Source organism: Promicromonospora sp. NPDC023805 (genome assembly GCF_040639635.1).
GTDB lineage: Bacteria > Actinomycetota > Actinomycetes > Actinomycetales > Cellulomonadaceae > Promicromonospora.
Window position 1 is genome coordinate 88,161 of sequence record NZ_JBFAAH010000023.1, and the last position, 18,678, is coordinate 106,838.

General features: G+C 70.8%; 17 protein-coding genes. 10 read left to right on the forward strand and 7 right to left on the reverse strand.

The annotated features are described in order from the left end of the window. Positions 1-50: 50 nt before the first annotated feature. On the forward strand, positions 51-1,019 hold the full coding sequence (locus AB0F70_RS20780; protein ID WP_357452590.1) for a universal stress protein: 969 nt from the start codon (positions 51-53) through the stop codon (positions 1,017-1,019). A 66-nt stretch (positions 1,020-1,085) separates the two neighbouring features. Here AB0F70_RS20780 and AB0F70_RS20785 read toward each other — a convergent pair whose 3' ends face one another. From AB0F70_RS20785 to AB0F70_RS20800, 4 genes are all read right to left on the reverse strand, one after another. Then, complete coding sequence (locus AB0F70_RS20785; protein WP_357452647.1) at positions 1,086-2,330, reverse strand: aminotransferase class I/II-fold pyridoxal phosphate-dependent enzyme; 1,245 nt, start codon at positions 2,328-2,330, stop codon at positions 1,086-1,088. Positions 2,331-2,376: 46 nt separating this feature from the next. Continuing rightward, positions 2,377-3,924, reverse strand: coding sequence for an ornithine--oxo-acid transaminase (gene rocD / locus AB0F70_RS20790; protein ID WP_357452593.1), 1,548 nt, complete (start codon positions 3,922-3,924; stop codon positions 2,377-2,379). Positions 3,925-3,992: 68 nt separating this feature from the next. After that, positions 3,993-4,775 carry a hypothetical protein gene (locus AB0F70_RS20795; RefSeq protein WP_357452596.1) on the reverse strand — a complete coding sequence of 261 codons (783 nt, stop codon included), beginning with the start codon at positions 4,773-4,775 and terminating at the stop codon, positions 3,993-3,995. A gap of 1 nt (position 4,776) precedes the next feature. After that, complete coding sequence (locus tag AB0F70_RS20800) at positions 4,777-5,259, reverse strand: OsmC family protein (protein WP_357452599.1); 483 nt, start codon at positions 5,257-5,259, stop codon at positions 4,777-4,779. 148 nt (positions 5,260-5,407) lie between these two features. Here AB0F70_RS20800 and AB0F70_RS20805 point away from each other — a divergent pair, with 148 nt between their 5' ends. Genes AB0F70_RS20805 through AB0F70_RS20815 form a run of 3 tightly spaced genes read left to right on the forward strand, consistent with a single transcriptional unit; the run spans position 5,408 to position 7,384 of the window. Next, a complete protein-coding gene (locus AB0F70_RS20805) occupies positions 5,408-6,031 on the forward strand; it encodes a hypothetical protein (protein ID WP_357452603.1) in 624 nt (207 codons plus the stop codon). Between the two features lie 49 nt (positions 6,032-6,080). Then, complete coding sequence (locus AB0F70_RS20810) at positions 6,081-6,884, forward strand: thymidylate synthase (RefSeq protein ID WP_357452606.1); 804 nt, start codon at positions 6,081-6,083, stop codon at positions 6,882-6,884. After that, a complete protein-coding gene (locus AB0F70_RS20815; RefSeq protein WP_357452609.1) occupies positions 6,884-7,384 on the forward strand; it encodes a dihydrofolate reductase in 501 nt (166 codons plus the stop codon). The genes AB0F70_RS20810 and AB0F70_RS20815 overlap by 1 nt, the downstream gene beginning before the upstream one ends. Positions 7,385-7,399: 15 nt before the next feature. Here the strand turns inward: AB0F70_RS20815 and AB0F70_RS20820 are convergent, their stop codons facing one another. Together AB0F70_RS20820 and AB0F70_RS20825 are read right to left on the reverse strand one after the other, a co-directional pair. Further along, positions 7,400-9,376, reverse strand: coding sequence for a DUF6807 family protein (locus tag AB0F70_RS20820; RefSeq protein ID WP_357452613.1), 1,977 nt, complete (start codon positions 9,374-9,376; stop codon positions 7,400-7,402). Continuing rightward, positions 9,376-10,944, reverse strand: coding sequence for a family 43 glycosylhydrolase (locus AB0F70_RS20825; RefSeq protein ID WP_357452616.1), 1,569 nt, complete (start codon positions 10,942-10,944; stop codon positions 9,376-9,378). Before AB0F70_RS20825 ends, AB0F70_RS20820 begins: the two co-directional genes overlap by 1 nt. 263 nt (positions 10,945-11,207) lie before the next feature. Here AB0F70_RS20825 and AB0F70_RS20830 point away from each other — a divergent pair, with 263 nt between their 5' ends. The 6 genes from AB0F70_RS20830 (at position 11,208) to AB0F70_RS20855 (ending at position 17,163) form a co-directional block, all read left to right on the forward strand. After that, a complete protein-coding gene (locus tag AB0F70_RS20830) occupies positions 11,208-12,182 on the forward strand; it encodes a sugar ABC transporter permease (protein ID WP_357452619.1) in 975 nt (324 codons plus the stop codon). A gap of 43 nt (positions 12,183-12,225) precedes the next feature. After that, positions 12,226-12,912, forward strand: coding sequence for a DUF624 domain-containing protein (locus tag AB0F70_RS20835; RefSeq protein ID WP_357452622.1), 687 nt, complete (start codon positions 12,226-12,228; stop codon positions 12,910-12,912). 64 nt (positions 12,913-12,976) lie between these two features. Continuing rightward, positions 12,977-14,482: an extracellular solute-binding protein gene (locus AB0F70_RS20840; protein ID WP_357452625.1), complete on the forward strand. Its 1,506-nt coding sequence runs from the start codon at positions 12,977-12,979 to the stop codon at positions 14,480-14,482. Next, complete coding sequence (locus AB0F70_RS20845) at positions 14,482-15,765, forward strand: glycoside hydrolase family 28 protein (RefSeq protein WP_357452628.1); 1,284 nt, start codon at positions 14,482-14,484, stop codon at positions 15,763-15,765. The genes AB0F70_RS20840 and AB0F70_RS20845 overlap by 1 nt, the downstream gene beginning before the upstream one ends. Next, positions 15,749-16,234 (forward strand): hypothetical protein, encoded by a 486-nt coding sequence (locus AB0F70_RS20850; protein WP_357452631.1) that lies wholly within the window; start codon positions 15,749-15,751, stop codon positions 16,232-16,234. Before AB0F70_RS20845 ends, AB0F70_RS20850 begins: the two co-directional genes overlap by 17 nt. After that, a complete protein-coding gene (locus AB0F70_RS20855) occupies positions 16,231-17,163 on the forward strand; it encodes a carbohydrate ABC transporter permease (RefSeq protein WP_357452634.1) in 933 nt (310 codons plus the stop codon). The genes AB0F70_RS20850 and AB0F70_RS20855 overlap by 4 nt, the downstream gene beginning before the upstream one ends. Here the strand turns inward: AB0F70_RS20855 and AB0F70_RS20860 are convergent. After that, positions 17,153-18,559 (reverse strand): serine hydrolase domain-containing protein, encoded by a 1,407-nt coding sequence (locus tag AB0F70_RS20860; RefSeq protein WP_357452637.1) that lies wholly within the window; start codon positions 18,557-18,559, stop codon positions 17,153-17,155. The two genes, AB0F70_RS20855 and AB0F70_RS20860, sit on opposite strands and share 11 nt — an antisense overlap. Positions 18,560-18,678 lie beyond the last annotated feature (119 nt).

Genomic DNA, 18,678 nt, shown 5'->3' on the forward strand with positions numbered 1-18,678 from the left:
CGCCGGTAGCGTTGGACTGCAATGGTGCTTGGGCGAAGAGAGGTCTTGCGATGACGCGATCCGAGGTCGTACTGGTCGGGGTAGACGGGTCGGCCGCGAGCCTGCACGCGCTGGACTGGGCCACCGCCTACGCGCACCGCGTGGGCTGGGCGCTGCACATCGTGTGCAGCTATTCACTGCCCTCCTTCACGGCCGCGTCGCTCGACGGCGGGTACGCCGCCCTCGACGACACGACCATCCAGGAGGGCGCCAAGTCGGTTCTCGCCGAGGCGGAGGCGCGCGTGGCGGACGCCGGGGTGCGCGCCACTACCGAGGTCGCGACCGGCGACGCGGCAGGCGTGCTCGTGGAGCTGTCCGGCGACTACGGGCTGGCAGTCGTCGGTACGCGCGGCCGGGGCGGGTTCACGGAGCGGCTGCTAGGAACCGTGTCGTCCGCGCTGCCGGCGCACGCGCGGTGCCCCGTCGTCGTGGTCCCGCTGCGCGCCGAGGCGAACAGGGGTGTCTCCTGGAACGTGCAGGGCTCCGGGCCGGCGGCGGACGCCGAGACGAGCACGACGGCGCCAGGGGCGGCCGAGATCCGGGAGGTGCGCCGCATAGTCGTCGGCGTGGACGGATCGCCGCAGGCCGAGCGGGCGCTGCAGCACGCGATCCTGCAGGCGAACGCGTGGGGTGCGGAGCTGACCGCCGTCACCGGCGTGCCCGTGGGGAACAGCGGGATGCTCGCGTGGCTGCCGTCCAACATCGACCGTGAGCAGGTGCTCGCCGACATCGGAGCCGGCATGGACGTCCTTGTCGACAAGCACGAGGCGCAGAATCCCGGCCTGCGGATCCGGCGGATCGTGCTGGACGGCACCGGCGCGGAGCTGCTGACGGAGTTCTCGACGGCCTCGGACCTGGTGGTCCTGGGGTCGCGCGGCCGAGGCGGGTTCCGGGGGCTGCTGCTGGGCTCCACGAGCCAGGCGGTGCTGCACCACGCGGCGTGCCCGGTGCTCGTGGTCAACAAGCACTGCACGGACTGACGCCCGACCGTTGGCCGAGCTTGTCGAGACAGGTCTCGGCAAGCTCGACCAACGCTGGAGCGGGTCCTACTTCGTCGCGGCCTCGGCGGCGGCCAGGAGGACGCAGGTCGCCACGCCGTCCATCGCCGTGCTGACCTCGTCCAGCGGGGGCATCGACGGCGCGAGGCGCACGTTCTTGTTCTCCGGGTCCTTGCCGTACGGGTGGGTGGCGCCCGCCGGCGTCAGCGCGATCCCCGCCTCCTTGGCGAGCTGCACCACGCGGGACGCGGTACCTGGACCAACGTCGAGCGACACGAAGTAGCCGCCCTTGGGCTCCGTCCACGACGCGATGCCGTACCCGCCCAGACGCTCGTTCAGGATCTGCGCCACTGCCTCGAACTTGGGCGCCAGGATCTCGCGGTGCTTGCGCATGTGCTCGCGCACACCGTCGGCCGAGCCGAAGAACAGCGCGTGCCGCAGGTGGTTGATCTTGTCCGGGCCGATGGAGGCCGCCGACAGGTGCTTCTTGTACCAGGCGATGTTGGCCGCCGAGCTGGCGAGGAAGGAGACGCCCGCACCGGCGAACGTGACCTTGGACGTCGAGGCGAACATGATCACGCGGTCCGGGTTCCCGGCCTCCGCGGCCAGCGCGATGGCGTTCGGGCTGGTCACCTCGTCGTCGGTCAGGTGGTGCACCGCGTACGCGTTGTCCCACAGGATGCGGAAGTCCGGCGCGGCGGCGGGCATCGAGACCAGCGCGCGGGCGACGTCGTCGGTGATGACCGCGCCGTCCGGGTTCGAGTAGGTGGGGACCACCCACATGCCCTTGATGGTGGGGTCCTCGGCGACGAGCGCGGCCACGGCCGCGGCGTCGGGCCCGTCCGGCGTCATCGGCACCGGGATCATCTCGATGCCGAGCGCCTCGCAGATCGTGAAGTGCCGGTCGTAGCCCGGCACCGAGCAGATCCAGCGCACCTTCTCCTCGCGCGCCCACGGCTTCGGGGATTCGGGGAACCCGAACAGCTCGGCGTACGCGACGACGTCGTGCATGGTCGTGAGCGAGGCGTTACCGCCGGCGAGGAGCTGCTCGACCGGCACGTCCAGCAGCTCGGCGAAGATGCGCCGGATCGGGAGCCCGCCGTCGAGCCCGCCGTAGTTGCGGGCATCGGTGCCCGTGTCGTCGGCGTGCACGCCGACGCCGGGCAGGGCCAGCATCGGCTCGGCGAGGTCGAGCTGCTCGGCCGACGGCTTGCCACGCGTGAGATCCAGCTTCAGGCCCTTGGCCTGAAGTTCGGCGTAGGCCTGCTGGAGCTCGGGGAGCGCCGGGAGCATGACGGTGGGGGACGACGTCGTAGTGGTCACCTCCCGGAGCCTACGCTCAGCCGGCGGTCGGTGACAGTGCGGAGCGTTCGTCCTTGCCTTCCGCTGCGTCCTCGTCTTCGACGACGTCGGCCGGGTCGTCGTCCGCATCGTCGGCCGCGTCCGCCGGCGCCTTGGTCTCCGCCGCAGTGTTCTCGCCCGCAGTGTTCTCGGCCGGCTTCTCGTCGGAGGTGTCGTCCGCTGCCTCGTCCGCTGCAGCATCTGTTGCGGTGTCCGCTGCAGTGTCTGTTGTCGCGTCCGGTGCTGTGTCTGTCGCCGTGTCGGCAGCCTCTTCGGCAGCCTCTTCGGCTGCCGCGTTCGCCATCTCGTTGGCGGCGGCCGCAGAGTGCTCGCCGCGGAGCGCGACCAGGGACTCCTCGAGGATGTCCAGCGCCATCTCCAGCTCTGGCTGGACTATCGACAGCGGCGGGGACAGGCGGACCGTCTCGGTACGCGCGTCCTTGGCGAGGACGCCGCGCTCCAGCAGCGCCTCACAGAGCTCGTGCCCGGTACCGAGCGCGGGGTCCAGGTCGATGCCCGCCCACAGCCCGATGGTGCGGGCCTCTGCCAGGAGGCCTCGTTCGACGAGTGCCTCGAGCCGTTCCGTGAGCACCCTGCCCGACGCCGCCGCGCGGGCCTGGTACTGCCCCGTCGAGAGCAGGTCGAGCGCCGCGATGCCGACGGCGCACGCGAGCGGGTTGCCGCCGAACGTCGAACCGTGCGTGCCAGGGGTCAGGACGCCGAGGATCTCCGGCTTGCCGACCACCGCCGAGACCGGGATGATCCCGCCGCCCAGCGCCTTGCCCAGGCAGACCAGGTCGGGCTGCACGTCCCAGAGCTCACACGCCAGGGTGGTGCCGGTGCGGCCGAGACCCGACTGGACCTCGTCGGCCACCAGGGCGATGTCCTGCTGGGCGGTGAGCTCCCGCAGGCCGGGCCAGAACTCGTCCGGCGGCACCACGACACCGGCCTCGCCCTGCACCGGCTCCATGAGGACGGCCACAGTGGTGTCGTCGACGGCGGCGGCCACGGCGTCCAGGTCGCCGAACGGGACCCGTCGGAAACCCGGGGCGAAGGGTCCGAACCCGTCGCGCGCGGTCGGGTTGTCGGAGAGGCCGACGAGGGTGGTGGTGCGGCCGTGGAAGTTGCCGGCGGCGACGATTATCGTCGCCTCGTCCTCCGGCACGCCGCGCACGTCATGGCCCCACTTGCGGACCGCCTTGACCGCGGTCTCGACGGCTTCCGCGCCGGTGTTCATCGGCACCACGAGGCTGTCCTCGCCGCCGGTCGTCAGTACCCCCACCACCTCGACGAGCCGCTGGGCGAACTCCTCCAGCCGGTCATGGTCGAACGCACGGGACGTGAGCGTGACCTGGCGCAGCTGCGTCATCGCCGCGGCCACGAGCCCTTGGTGCAGGTGCCCGAAGTTCAGGGCCGAGTACCCCGACAGGAAGTCGAGGAACTCGTTGCCGTCCGTGTCCCATACGTGCGTACCGTGCGCCCGCGCGATAGTGATCGGCAGTGGGTCGTACGTCGGGGCGAGTGCGCCGTGGGTCGTGTCCGCCATGACCCGCAGCCTAGGGCGGCTCCCGTCATCCCGCCGAGCAGATGCGTATATGGGCTGCCCAGCCGTGGCTACTTCTGCTCGATGACCCGGGGGAAGCGCTCCGGAGGTGCGCCGAACGCGACGCGGGACTGGGCGATCACCGTGTGGCCAAGGGCGCGTGCGCCGACCCAGCCGACGATCGCGCCCACGCCGAACGGCAGGATGCGGCCCAGCAGCAGGCTGCCCTGCTTGGCGATCTGCTTCTGGATGAACCGGTGCGTGAGCGCCTTGTTCACCTTGTGCAGCGTGGTGCGCGGCATGCTCGTGAGCAGCACCTTGCCCCAGGCGACGCCCGACCCGCCGATGGCGTTCTCGACATCCTGGGCACCCTGGTCACCGAGCACCGTGGCCAGCAGCAGCGCCCGGCGGCGCGGGATGTCCTGGACCTCGATGCCGTGCACGTCCGCCACCGCGAGGGAGAACGCGGCCGACGAGGCGAAGAACGTCGCCACGTCGCTCGTGGACAGGACCACGCTCGCCGCGGTGCCGACGGCCGGGATCGCCGCGGCCGCGCCGACCGCGGTGCCCGTCGTCTGGATCACCCGCATGTACTCCTTCTCCAGGAGCTTGATGACCTCAGCCGGGCTGGCGTCGGGGTTGCGCGCCCGCACCTTGTCCACATGCTTGTGGATACTCACGGACGGGATGGTCACCGCCTTGTCGACCAGGTGGTCGAGCGGGCTGTCCGGCTTGTAGTGGACCCAGTCCGCTGGTGTGACCTCGACGCCGTTGTCCGGCTTCAGCAACGCGTCGCCCGGAGTGGACCGGTCGTCGGACCCCGGTGCCGTCAGCTTCTGCTTGTCGTCGACCATGTCAGTCCTCCGTCGGCTGCTCGAACTGCGCGTTCGGGATCTGGGCGCCCGCCTTGAGGGTGCGGCCCACCGTGCATGCCTTGTCGATCGACCGCTGCGCGATGGTGAGGAGCTTCGCGCGGTCCTCGTCGTCGAGCATGGACAGGTCGATCTCGAACTTCTCCGTGAGCACCGGGTACCGGTCCTCTGCCATGTCCTTCGGGTCCTCGACCCGGATGGTGGTCTTGTAGTCGTCACCGAGCCGGCGCGCGAACGCCCTGTCGCTGCTCATCCCGGCGCACGCCGCGAGGGCGACCTTCATCAGCTCACCCGGCGTGAACACGGCTCCCGCCTCGGCCGGACCGATCTCGACGCGCGCACCGCGGGCCGAGAAGCCCGTGTAGGTGCGGATGCCGTTGCGCTCCACCCAGAGCGGGTCCGTGGGTGAGGGGGTCACGGCGTCGGCGGCGCTCGTGGCGCTCGAGGTGGTGGTCTGCTCCGTCATGAGGATCATCCTTCCACTGGTCACCGACACGGTCACGGAGTGAGGCCCTGCGCGTCCCGGTCGGTCGGACTAGTGCACAACGCGAACGGGGCCCGCGACGTTCCCGTTCGCCGCGCAGAGTGCACCCGACGCTGCGACGATCGTGCTCATGGCGCAGAACCCGAGCGACAGCCCCGAGGCGACCGGCCCGCTGCCGACCGGCCCGACGCCGGCGGGCCCGACGCCGACCGGCCCCGCAGCGGCACGGCCGACGACGTCGGCCGCCGCACGGTGGAGCCCTGACTGGCGCGACGTCCTGAAGCGGCTCGCCGGCGTCGTCGCGGTGATCGTGGCCGTATGGCTGATCTACCTGTTCCTCGACGCGTTCCTGCCGCGGTGGTGGGCCCAGGTGATCGGCAACGCGGTGGACGGCTCGTTCACCGCGGGTGCCTGGTGGGGCCTCCTGATCGGCGGCGTGTTCACGCTGGCGCCGGTGCTGCTCCTGGCACAGGCCGTCCTCACCAGAAGGTCCTTGCGGGTGCGCAGCGGGTTCCTCGCGCTGGCGGTCCTGCTCGCGGTGCCGAACCTCCTGACGCTGGGCATCGTCCTCGGCACGTCGGCAGCGGCGCACGCCGGCGAGCGGATCCTCGACGTCGACGCACCGGCGTTCCGCGGCGGGACCGCGTGGGGCGCGGTCATCGGTGGCCTCGTCGCGCTGACGATAGTGACGATGAGCATGCTGTACCGGCGCCGCGGCACTCAGCTCAAGCAGCTCCGGGCGAAGCAGAACTGACGGTGATGCGCGTCGCGGGCCGCCGGAGCGGTCGACGTAGGCTTGCCGCATGACCGCGATCGACACCCCGTACGAGGACCTGCTGCGCGACGTGCTCGAGAACGGGACCCACAAGGGTGACCGGACCGGCACGGGGACGCGCAGCGTCTTCGGGCGGCAGATCCGGTACGACCTGGCCAAGGGCTTCCCGTTGATCACCACCAAGAAGGTGCATCTGAAGTCGGTCGTGTACGAGCTGCTGTGGTTCCTCCGCGGTGAATCCAACGTGCGCTGGCTGCAGGAGCGCGGGGTCAAGATCTGGGACGACTGGGCCGACGAGTCGGGCGAGCTCGGCCCCGTCTACGGTGTCCAGTGGCGCTCCTGGCCCACGCCCGACGGCGGGCACGTGGACCAGATCGCGAAGGTCGTCGAGCAGATCCGCACCAACCCGGACTCGCGGCGGCACGTAGTGACGGCGTGGAACCCCGCAGAGGTGGACGACATGGCGCTCCCGCCGTGCCACGCCCTGTTCCAGTTCTACGTCGCGGACGGCAAGCTCAGCTGCCAGCTCTACCAGCGGTCGGCGGACCTGTTCCTCGGTGTGCCGTTCAACATCGCCTCCTACGCGCTGCTCACGCAGATGGTCGCGGCGCAGGCAGGCCTAGAGGTCGGCGAGTTCGTGTGGACCGGTGGCGACTGCCACATCTACGACAACCACGTGGAGCAGGTGCGCACCCAGCTCGAACGGGACCCCTACCCGTACCCTTCGCTGCGGCTGGCGCCGCGGGAGTCGATCTTCGACTACGAGTTCGAGGACGTCGAGATGCTCGGCTACGTCTCGCACCCCACCATCAAGGCACCGATCGCAGTCTGATGATCGGACTCATCTGGGCCCAGGCACGTGACGGCGGCGGGCGGCCGGTGATCGGCGCCGGCGGGGACATCCCGTGGCGCGTGCCGGAGGACTTCGCCCACTTCAAGCGCATCACCGCGGGTCATCCGGTAGTGATGGGGCGGCTCACCTGGGAGTCGCTGCCGAAGCGTCCGCTGCCCGGCCGCACCAACGTCGTCGTCTCGTCGCGTGGCCTGGACAGCGTGGCGGACGCCGTGCCGGCCGCGACCATCGGTGAGGCGCTCGAGATCGCGGCGAACGCGCCTGGCGGGGACGAGATCTGGATCATGGGCGGCGCACAGGTCTACAGCGAGGTGCTGCCTGTCGCCGACGTGCTGGAGGTGTCCGAGATCAACAAGGAGGTCGAGGGCGACGTGTTCGCCCCCGAGATCGGCCCCGAGTGGGCGGTCACCGCGTCGACCGAGTGGACGACGTCGGCGTCCGGCCTCCGGTTCCGGCACCTGACCTACACCCGTATCTGACTGACAGCGGGGGTTCTACCTCGCGGTCGCGTGGACCCGCGCCACGGCGAACTCGGCCAGGTCGGCGGCGTCGACAGCGGAGAGCCGCCGGTCGGCGACCGCGGCCACCAGGTCGACGTCGAAAGTCTTCCCCGCCTCGATCCGCCGCGTCGCGTCCCAGGCGAGCGCCGGTCCGGCTCCGACGTAGTCGGTGACCCGGACGAACCACGGGTCCACCTCACCGGGCTGCACGAGAAGGAGCGTCGTCCACGCGTCACCAGTGCGTCGCACGACGGCGATCCACGGCGAACGGGAGCCGTGCGCCCGCGCCTCGGAGTCGGCGTCCGCCGTGAGCACGAAGCTCTCGTCCGCGAACGGCAGGCGCCAGAACAGCCCGCCATAGCCGGCGCCCGGGCGGCCGCTCGTCGCCGGGCTGGCGATCACCACGTCCGAGTCGGCGGCGCGCAGGCCGCTCGACCAGCCGAGGGCCCAGGCACCGAGCTCGGGGAGCAGCACCCCCGTCAGCCGACGGCGCTCGACCAGCTGTTCCCGGCCGCGCTCGTCCGTCCAGCTGACCTCGCCGGCAAGCGTCGCTCCGCCGTTGACCACCTCGGCCGCGACGGTGCGCTGTCTGCCGTGGTTGGAGAGCAGCGTCGGACCCTGGCCCCTGACGAACGTCCGGCCTCCCCAGTAGGTGGTGCCGTTCACGTCCGCCACCGCCATCGAGACGCCGTAGTGGTGCCGGTGGTCGGTCGGCGCCGTCTGGGTCATCGCCACACCCTCGAGCGAGTGCAGGGGATGCAGATAAGGGCGCGGGCTGTGCACGCCGGGCATCGCCTCGCCGTCGGCGTAGCGGGTCAGCGGCTGGTCGTCCGCGGTGAGGGCCCAGCCGTCGCTGGTGGCCGACCATGTGGCACGCCCGCCCGGTGCGGCGGTCAGCGCCCGGCCCGCCCCGTCGGACGACGTCGTCGGGAGCCGCCGCGCAGGAGGCACCGGCCCCGTGCTGGACCGCACGACGAGACCTGGCATGACCGGCCTGCTCCTGGGCGGAACTGGCCTGTCCACCGCCGCACTGCCGCGGTCAAGGACGAGCTGGTGCAGCAGCCCCCAGGCCCGCCGGCCGAGCTCCGCCTGCGGCACCGCCGCGGTCGTCAGGGACGGCGTCGCGTAGTGCGCGAGCTCGATGTCGTCGAAACCGGCGATCGAGATGTCCCCCGGTACGTCGACCCCCGTCTCGTTGAGGCGCGCGAGCAGCCCGAACGCGACGAGGTCGTTGAACGCCACCACGCCCGTCGCCCCGCACCGGAGCACCTCGTCGGCGACCCGGTAGCCGTCGTCGACGGTCGAGCCGCACGGCACCGTGGTGACCCGGAGGCTGTGATGGCGCTCGCGGGCCTCCTCGAGCGCGCGGACGCGCAACGCGTGCGATGCGCTGGCGCGTGGCCCGGCGGCGTAGGCGAGGTCGAGGTGCCCCAGCGAGACCAGGTGGTCGACGACGCTGTGCACTCCCGCGCCGTAGTCGACGCGGACCGCCGGCACGTCCAGGCCCGGGACATCCCGGTTGATGAGGACCACCGGCTCGACCTGGGGCAGCAGCTCGCGCAGGACGTTCTCCGGGCTGCGCGGCGCTGCGAGGATCAGGGCGTCGCAGCGCCGACGGGCCTCGAGGGCGATCTCGGCCTCGGTCTCGGCGTGCTCGGCGGTCTCGGCGACCAGGAACCGGAAGCCGAACGGCTCGGCCGCGGCGATCGCCCCGCGCAGGATCTGCTGGAACATCGGGTTGCCGAGGTCCGGCACGACGAGCGCTACCGTGTTCGTCCGGCCGAGGGAGAGGCCGCGCGCCAGGTTGCTGGGGTGGTACTGCAGGTCGGCGGCCGCAGTACGCACCCGTTCGGCGATGTCCGCGGCGACCGACGACCGGCCGTTCATGACGCGCGAGACGGTGGCGCGTGACACGCCGGCAGCCGTGGCCACCTGCGCGATGGTGACGCCGTTCCTCGCGGCCCGTGCCATCAGGCGTCCTTTCCGGCGAGGGTGACCCGGACCGGGCCGAACAGGGCGCCGCCACGCTCCTCGTCGGGTGTACCCGGCGGGGCGGCGGCGAAGAGACCGACCTCCGCACCGATCCAGTGCCCAGCCACCGCTGCCCACGTCGGCCGGAGGTCCTGCCAGACCTCCGTGCCGGCGGTGCACCACGAGAACGAGGCGGTGCCCGCTTCGTCGACCGCGAGCCGCAGGTCGACGGAGTCCGCGGACGCCGGGATCTGGGCCAGCGAGTCCTCGACGGCCCCGGCCCCGGCCCCGGCGCTGCGCCGGAGCGCGACGTCGATGCCGACCGGCGTGCGGACCAGGCCGAACCAGGCGTACTCGCGGCCGAGCAGCACCAGCCCGCACCGGACGCCCGGCGCGTCGCCCTGGAGCGTCACGCGTGTCGTCCACGTGCTCGGCCGGCCGGGGAGCTGCTGGCACAGGACCGCGCCATGGTCCCGGAGGTCGCCGCGAGCCGTGACCTGTGCCCGGAGGCGCAGCGTGCCGTCACCGGACGACACTGCCCAGTCGGGCTGCGGATTCGCCTGCCAGTGCCAGCGCACCGCCGGCCCGGGGGCCGTGAAGTCGTCGCTGCGGACGGGCTCGCGCTGCCCTTCGCCCGCCGTCGGCACCGGTGCGGGCACCGGCAGGGGATGCGCGGCGACGGGCCGGCCGCGGCCGTCACCCAGGGGCTCGCCGATCTGCGGCCACCCGTCCACCCAGCGCATCGGCTGCAGGTGCACCACGCGGCCGAAGACGCCGCGGTCCTGGAAGTGCAGGAACCAGTCGGACCCGTCCGGAGCGTCGACCCACGCGCCCTGGTGCGGACCGTTGACCGGCGTCGTGTCCTGTTCCAGAACGACCTGGTGCTCGTACGGGCCCCACACGGAGCGGGACCGGAAGACGGTCTGCCAGCCGGTCGCCACGCCGCCGGCCGGGGCGAAGATCCAGTACCAGCCGTCCCGCTTGTACAGCTTCGGCCCTTCCAGGGTCCGGAAGCCGGGCAGCTCCTCGCCGTCGACGACGGTGCGCGGGACCCCGACCGCCTGCCGTAGGCCAGGGTCGACCTCGACCACCGTCAGCCGGTTCTTGATCCCGGCGCGGCTGCCGGCCCAGCCGTGCACGAGGTACGCCCGCCCGTCGTCGTCCCACAGCGGGCAGGGGTCGATCAGACCCCGGCCGGGCAGCAGGCACCAGGGCTCGGACCATGGACCGCGGGGGTCGGTGGCGGTGAGTACGTAGATGCCGTGGTCCGGGTCGGGGTACACGATCACGAAGCGCCCGTCGTGGTGCCGCAGGCTCGGGGCCCAGACGCCCGAGCCGTGGCGGGGGAGCGTGTAGTGGTCGGCGGGAGGGACGCGCGGCAGCGCGTTGGCGACGTGCTCCCAGGTCACGAGGTCGCGCGAGTGCAGGACCGGGAGCCCTGGAGCCCGGTTGAAGCTCGACGCGATCATCCAGAAGTCTTCGCCGACCCGGATCGCGTCCGGGTCGGGCCAGTCTGCGTCGAGGACCGGGTTCGAGTAGAGCACCATCGCCTGCCTTTCGTCCGTCACATCGTTGTGAAACGCGAGAAACCGAATCTTCGTCTGTTTCTCGCGGTGCGGCGGGGCCCACCCTAGCAACCGGTTTCCCGCCCGCGGTAGGCGCGCACCGGATCGAAGGCAACTGAGGCGGAAAGGGGCCTTGCGGACCTCCGGGGTCGTCGGGTACGGTCCCGGAAACCGGTTGCTGTATGGATTCACAGCCGGACGCGGCTCAACGGCGAGCAGGGGGGCATACCAATGGTGGTAGCGACGAGGATCGCGTGGACGCGGGGATGAGCGCGGCGACCACCGCGGCACCGAGACCGCCCCAGGCGAGCCCGAGCAACGACCGTCCGCGGGAGCGTCGCCGTCCGCGGGGCGCATTCCTGCGGCACCGGACGCTCTACCTGATGGCGGTACCGGGCATCGTCTACTTCCTGGTGTTCAAGTACGCCCCGATGGGCGGGCTCGTCATCGCGTTCCAGGACTACATGCCGTTCCTCGGCATCGGTGGCAGCCCGTGGGTGGGCCTCGACCACTTCGTGCGGCTGTTCACCGAGGACACCTTCGTGATGCTGCTACGCAACACGCTGGTGATCTCCCTCATGCTGCTGGTCTTCGCCTTCCCGGTGCCGATAGTCCTGGCGCTGCTGCTCAACGAGCTGCGGGGCAGGTACTTCAAGCGCAGCGTGCAGTCGGTCATCTACCTACCCCACTTCCTGTCGTGGGTGATCGTCGCCTCGATCTTCTACGTGCTGCTGTCCACGGACGGCGGCAGCATCAACAACCTGATCGTCGACGCCGGCGGTGAACCCGTCCCGTTCCTCACCGACCCCGACTGGCTCCGGCCGCTGTACATCGGGCAGGAGATCTGGAAGGGCGCGGGCTGGGGCACGATCGTCTACCTCGCCGCGATCACCGCGGTGGACACGCAGCTCTACGAGGCCGCGGAGCTCGACGGCGCAGGCCGGCTGCGCCAGTCCTGGCACATCACGCTGCCCGCTATCCGGCCGACGATCATCGTCATGTTCATCCTGGCCATCGGCGACTTCCTGGAGCTCGGCTTCGAGCACATGTTCCTGGTGATGAACTCCCTGAACCGCGAGGTGGGCGAGATCTTCGACACCTACGTGTACACGGCGGGCATCCAGAACGGGCAGCTCAGCTACGCGGCCGCCGTCGGGCTCTTCAAGGGTCTCGTGGGCCTGCTGCTCGTGATCATGGCCAACCGGCTCGCCAAGCGCTTCGGCGAAGAGGGCGTCTACTGATGCGCCCCGACGGCACGCACCGAGCAGCGAAGGGTGGTGCACGGTGTTCTCGTTCGAAGGCTTCGTACGGATCAACACGTTCCTGACCGGCGTGTACCGCGTCGCGTTCCTGAACCTGCTCTGGATGGCGACGACGCTCCTCGGCCTCGGCGTGCTCGGCGTCGGCCCGGCGTCGTACGCGCTGGCGAAGTACCTCGACCGGTGGCTGCGTGCCGGCGAGACGCCGCCGCCTGCCCGCGTCTTCTGGCGGTACGCCCGGGAGCGGGCCGGGAGGTCGATAGTGATCTCCTGGATCCTGCTGGCCGCCGGAGGCGTCATCGTCACGAACGTCTTCCTTGCGCAGAGCTGGTACGTCCAGGTCTTCAACGTCGGCGCGCTGGTGGTGCTCGCGATCACCGCGTCCTACGTCTACCCGGTCCTGGCGGCGACGGACCTGGCCACCGTCCCGCGTCAGCTCGGCGGGGCGCTGATGATCGGCTTCGGCTCGTTGCACTGGACGGTCCTCGGCGCGACGGTCGTCGGGGCGACCTGGTGGGTGCTGTGGCAGTTCGCGCTCCCGCTGCTCGTCCTGTTCGGGATGGGCATCCCGGCGTACGCCGTCGGCCTCGTCACGCGTGCGGTGTTCCGCGGCCTGACGACGGACCCGGCCACGGACCCGGCCACAAACCTGGCCACGGACACCGAAGGGGTGGCGGAAGTGGCGAGACCGCAAGCCGTCGCCGCTCGGTAGCTCTACCCGCCCGCCCGCAACGTCGCGGCCGGGTGACGACCTCACATCACTGAAGGGACAGCTCATGACTTCACGAAGGAACGGCACGGCGGTCGCGTCGGCCACGGTGCTCGCACTCACGCTCGCCGCGTGCGGCGGCGGACCCGGCGACGGCGATGCCGCCGCGGACGGACCGGTGACCTGGATGGCGATGCTGCACACCCCGACGACGCCGGAGAAGGACGGCGTCATCGAGACGGCGCTCGAGGAGCACACGGGCACCGCGTTCGACGTGCAGTGGGTGCCCGACGCCTCGAAGGAGGAGAAGATGAACGCCGCCCTCGCCTCCGGTGAGCTGGCCGACATCGTCTCGCTCACGCAGACCGACAGCACCACCGTGCGGACGGCGCTCACCTCCGGCATGTTCTGGGACGTCGAGGACTACCTCGCGGACTTCCCGAACCTGTCCCAGATCGACCCCGTGACGCTCGACTCCGCCCGGATCGACGGCGAGCTCTACGGCGTGCCGTTCCAGAAGATCAAGGCGCGCTACGGCGTCGTCGTCCGGCAGGACTGGCTGGACAAGCTCGGCCTCGAGGTGCCCCACACGATCGAGGACCTCACGAAGGTGGCCCACGCCTTCGCCCACGACGACCCCGACGGCAACGGCAAGGACGACACCACGGGATTCTACGACCGGGAGGAGAGCTTCAAGGTCGGCTTCCGCTCCCTGTCGGGTTACTTCGGCGCGGGCAGCCAGTTCGAGGTGTCCGACGACGGGCAGGTCGTACCGACCTTCACCACCGACGCCTACAAGGACGCCATGGAGTGGTACCGCGGCGTGTACGAGGACGGCGGCGTCAACCAGGAGTTCGTCACCGTCCAGAAGCAGAACCAGCAGGACGGCATCGCGCAGGGCAAGGGCGGCATCGTCGTCACCGGCCTGTTCGAGGCGAAGAACTACCTTGCCCTCGCCGAGAGCGCGGACCCCGAGACGCCGATGGAGTGGGCGCTGGTCAACGACATGACCTATGAGGACGTGCCGCGTCGCATCCTCACCGACACCGGAGGTGGCATGGGTGGCTGGCTCGGGATCCCCAAGTCCGAGGTGGAGTCGGAGGAGGAGCTGAAGAAGGTGCTCGGTTTCATCGACAAGCTGATGGACGAGGAGGCGTTCGGCCTCATGACCAACGGCGTCGAGGGCGAGCACTACGAGGTCGACGGCGAAGGCGTCGTCACGGTCACCGACCAGACCGCGTGGGAGCAGGAGGTCCAGCCCTTCGCGTCGTCGCGCCCGTCCGAGAAGGTCGTCACGTACAAGAGCACCACGCCGTACGTGGACGAGGGCAACGAGCTCATGGCGGAGAACGAGGAGTACGTCATCACCAACCCGGCCCAGTCGCTCACGTCCAAGACGTACGACAGCCGCTGGTCGACCATCGAGCAGCAGGTCACCGACTCGTACAACCAGTACATCACCGGGGCCATCGAGATGGCCGACTTCGAGGCGAAGATCGAGAGCCTCCGCGGCCAGGGGCTCGACCAGATCATCGAGGAGTTCACCGCGGCGTACGACGAGGTGAACGGCTGATGACGGTGCACGCCGGCCCGTCGGTGGTCCTAAAGACCGCCGCGCTGCAGGCCGAGATCGATGCCGCCGCACACGCCGGTGGCGGCACCGTCGTGATCCGGTCCGGCGTGCACCGCACGGGCGCACTGCGCCTGCGCAGCCATGTGGAGCTGCACCTGGAGGCGGGTGCCCGGCTGGAGTTCGTGCCCGACCCGGACCTGTACCCGCCGGTCGAGGCGCGCTGGGAGGGGGCGCCCAGCCTGATCCACTCCCCGTGCCTGTACGCCAGCGGCGAGACCGACGTCGCGATCACCGGGTTCGGCACGATCGACGGTCAGGGCCAGCGGTGGTGGGACACGTTCCGGAACGACCGGGAGGCCCTGGCCTACCCGCGTCCGACTCTCATCGGGCTGCACGAGTGCGAACGGGTGACCATCCGCGACGTCTCGCTGCGCGACTCCCCGGCCTGGACGGTGCACCCGCTGCTCTGCCAGGACGTCAGCGTGTCGGGCGTGCGGATCACCAACCCGCCCGACTCGCCCAACACCGACGGCATCAACCCGGAGTCCTGCCGGAACGTCCGGATCAGCGACTGCCACATCGACGTCGGCGACGACTGCATCACCATCAAGTCGGGGACCGAGAGCTCTCCGCACCGGGTGCCGTGCGAGAACATCACGATCACGGGCTGCACGATGGTGCACGGGCACGGCGGCGTAGTCATCGGCAGCGAGATGAGCGGGGGCGTGCGCAACGTCGTCATCACGGGCTGCGTCTTCCAGGGCACCGACCGGGGGATCCGGATCAAGTCCCGGCGGGGCCGGGGCGGCACGGTCGAGGACATCCGGGTGACGAACGTCGTCATGACCGACGTCATGTGCCCGATCGTCGTCAACCCGCACTACTTCTGCGGCCCGGACGGCGACGAGCCGCGCGTCGGCGACCGGGACCCGCACCCGGTCGACGACTCGACGCCGGTGTTTCGCCGCATCCACCTCGCGCACATCACCGCGCGCGGGGTGCATGCGGCGGCCGGGCACATCTACGGCCTGCCGGAGCAGCCCCTGACGGAGCTCACCCTCGACGACATAGCGGTCTCGTTCGCCGCCGACGCGGTCCCGGGCCGGCCCGCGATGGCGGACGGGGTGGACCTCATGGTGCGGCAGGGGTTCCACCTCGGGAACGTCGCGGACTCGGACATCAGCCGGGTCCGGGTCGACGGCGCCGACGGCCCCGCCTTCCACGTCGAGGGCAGCCCGACGCTGCGTCGCGAGGAGGTGCGGGCCGATGGCGACGGCGACTGACCGGACCGCGGCTCCGGCGGAGCCTGTTCTGCGGCGCACCGTGGAGGTCTGGTCGGCAGTGGCCGGCATGGCCCTGTCCACGGTGTTCCTCGGCGCGTTCACGGTGGTGATGAACCGGCTCGACCGGGCGGAGTTCGCCACCACCCTGTACCCCGAGATGCGGCGGATCGGCCTGGACCTGACGGCGAGCGGCGTCGCGGGCGATCCCTACGACGCCGCACGGACCCTCGCCGCCTGGTTCGGCTGCACCCTGATGGTGGTGCTCCTCGTCGGGATCACGGGGATCCTCGTGGCCAGGCGCCGGCCGGAGCGCCGTAGCACCGGGTGGTTCTTCGCGATCGCCGGCCTGGTCTGCCTGGTGGGCAGCCAGCTCGTCCTCTACCCGGTCGCCTTCCTGTTCTTCGCCAGCGCGGGGCTGTTCGCGCTGCGGCGGCCCGACCGACGGCCCGACCCTGGGAGTACACGATGAACCCGACAGACGCTGCCCCCCGGGTGCCTCTCGAGCGGCTGGCCGACCGCACACCCGGCTTCCGGCGACCGACACCTGCGGTGCGGGCCTTCCGCGTCGTCAACGTCGTGGTGCTCGGCGGGTTCGCCGCGCTCTGTCTGCTGCCGTTCCTCAACGTCCTCGGCAGCTCGTTCGCGACGCCGGGCGAGCTCGCGACGCGCAGCTTCGTCGTCATCCCCGAGACGTTCACGCTCGACGCCTACCGCTACATCCTGTCGACGTCGACGATCTTCCGGGCGCTCGGTGTCTCCGTGTTCGTCACGGCGATGGGGACCTTCGTGAGCCTGCTGCTGACGTCGTTCATGGCGTACGCGCTCTCGAAGCCCTACCTGCGCGGACGGCGGGTGATCAACTTTCTCGTCATCTTCACGATGCTGTTCAGCGGCGGCATGATCCCGACGTTCATAGTGGTGCAGAACCTGGGGCTCATCGACTCGCTGTGGGCGCTGATCCTGCCCGTGGCCATCAACGCGTTCAACTTCGTGATCATGCGCAGCTTCTTCCAGGCGATCCCGGACAGCCTCGAGGAGGCGGCCCGCATCGACGGCTGCTCCGACCTCGGGGTGTTCCTGCGCATCGTGCTGCCGCTGTCGCTCGCCTCGATCGCGACGATCGGCCTGTTCTACGCCGTCGGCTACTGGAACACCTACCAGAACGCGATCCTGTACATCAACGACTCCGAGAAGTGGCCCATCCAGGTGCTGCTGCGCCAGATAGTCATCGTCGCGAGCGGCATGAACGCCGACGCCTCGGTGGTCGACGTCGTCCCGCCCGCGCAGTCCGTGAAGATGGCAGTGATCGTCGTGGCGACGCTACCGATGCTCCTGGTCTACCCGTTCATCCAGCGGTACTTCGTCAAGGGAGCGCTGATCGGCTCGGTCAAGGGCTGACAGCCCGGTAGGCGGCGTGGAAGTTCCACCCGTGGTCGGCGGTCTCGCCGAACACCTGGGACTGCACGGCCAGGGTGCCGTCCGGCGCCCAGGCGAGGCGGGTGCGCCAGGTCGTCAGGTTGTCGCCGAGCAGCGAGCAGCGCACGTCCAAGGTGTCGGGGCTGGTCCATCCGGCGGTGACGACGGCGGGTTGGTCGTCGACGACGGTCCGTACCGGGCGGTCGAACCGCAGCTCGACGTCCCAGCCGGCACCGGCCGGGCCGCCGGCACCGGCCGGGCCGGCGACGCTGGTCAGCCGGCCGCCGTCGTCGTCCAGCGAGAGCACGAGCTCGGCGGGCCCCGGGCCGTGGACGACGTTCGCGTAGCGCTGGGTGACGGGCCGTGTGTGCGTGGCGACATGACGAGGCGCGGGCCAGGGCAGGTCGACGGCGGTGCCGTCCGCACTGCTCAGGTCATGGCTGGCGTCGAGCATCTCGACCAGCGGATCGATCAGCAGGTCGAGCACGTCGTCGATGAACCGGTCGCCGCTCGGGCAGGCCTGGAAGTCCGCGGTGACCACCACCGCGAGCCCCCGGGCGGGGTTGCCGTAGACGAGCTGACCGCCGAGCCCGAACATGAGCCACCATCCCGGACGGGGGAGCCAGAGCTGGTAGCCGTAGCCGCCACGCAGCGCGGCGGCGGAGTTCTGCAGGGCGGTGTCCGCCTGCGGGCTCGTGGCGTCGCGGAGGTAGTCGGTAGGCAGCAGCCGGACGCCGTCGTGCACGCCGTCGTCGAGCATGAGGTGCGCCAGGCGCAGCAGATCGCGCGGGGTGCAGATCAGCCCCGAGCCGCCGTGGGCGATACCCTCCGGCCCGGTGAGGAACCGCAGGTCAGGGCTGATGCCCAGAGGGTCGAACAGGCGTGGCCGCAGGTAGCCGGGGAGGGACGTGCCTGACAGGCGCTCCACGAGCGCGGCGAGCGTGTACGAGGCGCTGGTGTCGTAGGTGAAGACCGTGCCCGGCGGGTGCGTCGGCGGCACGCGGAAGTAGGACTCCAGCCAGCCGTCGTCCGTCCGCTTGTACGTGGTGGACGAGTGCGGCCCGCGCATGGCGAGCATGTGCCGGAGCGTCGTGGCCTCGAGCCACGGATGCACCGGGCCCATCTCGGGGAAGTGCTTCGTGATGGGGTCATCCAGGCTCAGGAGCCCCTCGTCCGCGAGCAGCCCGACGGCCAGGCCCGTGACCGTCTTGGACACCGAGTACATCCGCTGGGGCGTCTCGAGGCCGGTCGGCTCGCTGACGGCGTGCGCGACGGTCTCGCCACGGACGCTCACCTGGACGGTGTGCAGGGCGATGTCGAGCGCATGCGCCCGGCGGCCGAGCGCGGTGATCAGGTCGTCGGTGAACGTGTCCGGCACGTGTGCCTCCTCTGGGCGATCTCGGGGCCGCCCACTTCTCGGCGGCGGCCATCGTGTTGTAGGGCAGCATCGGGTGGCCGACGTGCGGGAAGATCGAGAAGTCGACGACCCCGAGCGTG

Coding starts and splice junctions, on each gene's coding strand:
- AB0F70_RS20800 (WP_357452599.1), bottom strand. CDS start 5,259: ATGACGGAGCAGACCACCACCTCGAGCGCCACGAGCGCCGCCGACGCC.
- AB0F70_RS20845 (WP_357452628.1), top strand. CDS start 14,482: ATGACGGTGCACGCCGGCCCGTCGGTGGTCCTAAAGACCGCCGCGCTG.
- AB0F70_RS20805 (WP_357452603.1), top strand. CDS start 5,408: ATGGCGCAGAACCCGAGCGACAGCCCCGAGGCGACCGGCCCGCTGCCG.
- AB0F70_RS20785 (WP_357452647.1), bottom strand. CDS start 2,330: ATGCTCCCGGCGCTCCCCGAGCTCCAGCAGGCCTACGCCGAACTTCAG.
- AB0F70_RS20780 (WP_357452590.1), top strand. CDS start 51: ATGACGCGATCCGAGGTCGTACTGGTCGGGGTAGACGGGTCGGCCGCG.
- AB0F70_RS20815 (WP_357452609.1), top strand. CDS start 6,884: ATGATCGGACTCATCTGGGCCCAGGCACGTGACGGCGGCGGGCGGCCG.
- AB0F70_RS20850 (WP_357452631.1), top strand. CDS start 15,749: ATGGCGACGGCGACTGACCGGACCGCGGCTCCGGCGGAGCCTGTTCTG.
- AB0F70_RS20795 (WP_357452596.1), bottom strand. CDS start 4,775: ATGGTCGACGACAAGCAGAAGCTGACGGCACCGGGGTCCGACGACCGG.
- AB0F70_RS20810 (WP_357452606.1), top strand. CDS start 6,081: ATGACCGCGATCGACACCCCGTACGAGGACCTGCTGCGCGACGTGCTC.
- AB0F70_RS20830 (WP_357452619.1), top strand. CDS start 11,208: ATGAGCGCGGCGACCACCGCGGCACCGAGACCGCCCCAGGCGAGCCCG.
- rocD (WP_357452593.1), bottom strand. CDS start 3,924: ATGGCGGACACGACCCACGGCGCACTCGCCCCGACGTACGACCCACTG.
- AB0F70_RS20855 (WP_357452634.1), top strand. CDS start 16,231: ATGAACCCGACAGACGCTGCCCCCCGGGTGCCTCTCGAGCGGCTGGCC.
- AB0F70_RS20840 (WP_357452625.1), top strand. CDS start 12,977: ATGACTTCACGAAGGAACGGCACGGCGGTCGCGTCGGCCACGGTGCTC.
- AB0F70_RS20820 (WP_357452613.1), bottom strand. CDS start 9,376: ATGGCACGGGCCGCGAGGAACGGCGTCACCATCGCGCAGGTGGCCACG.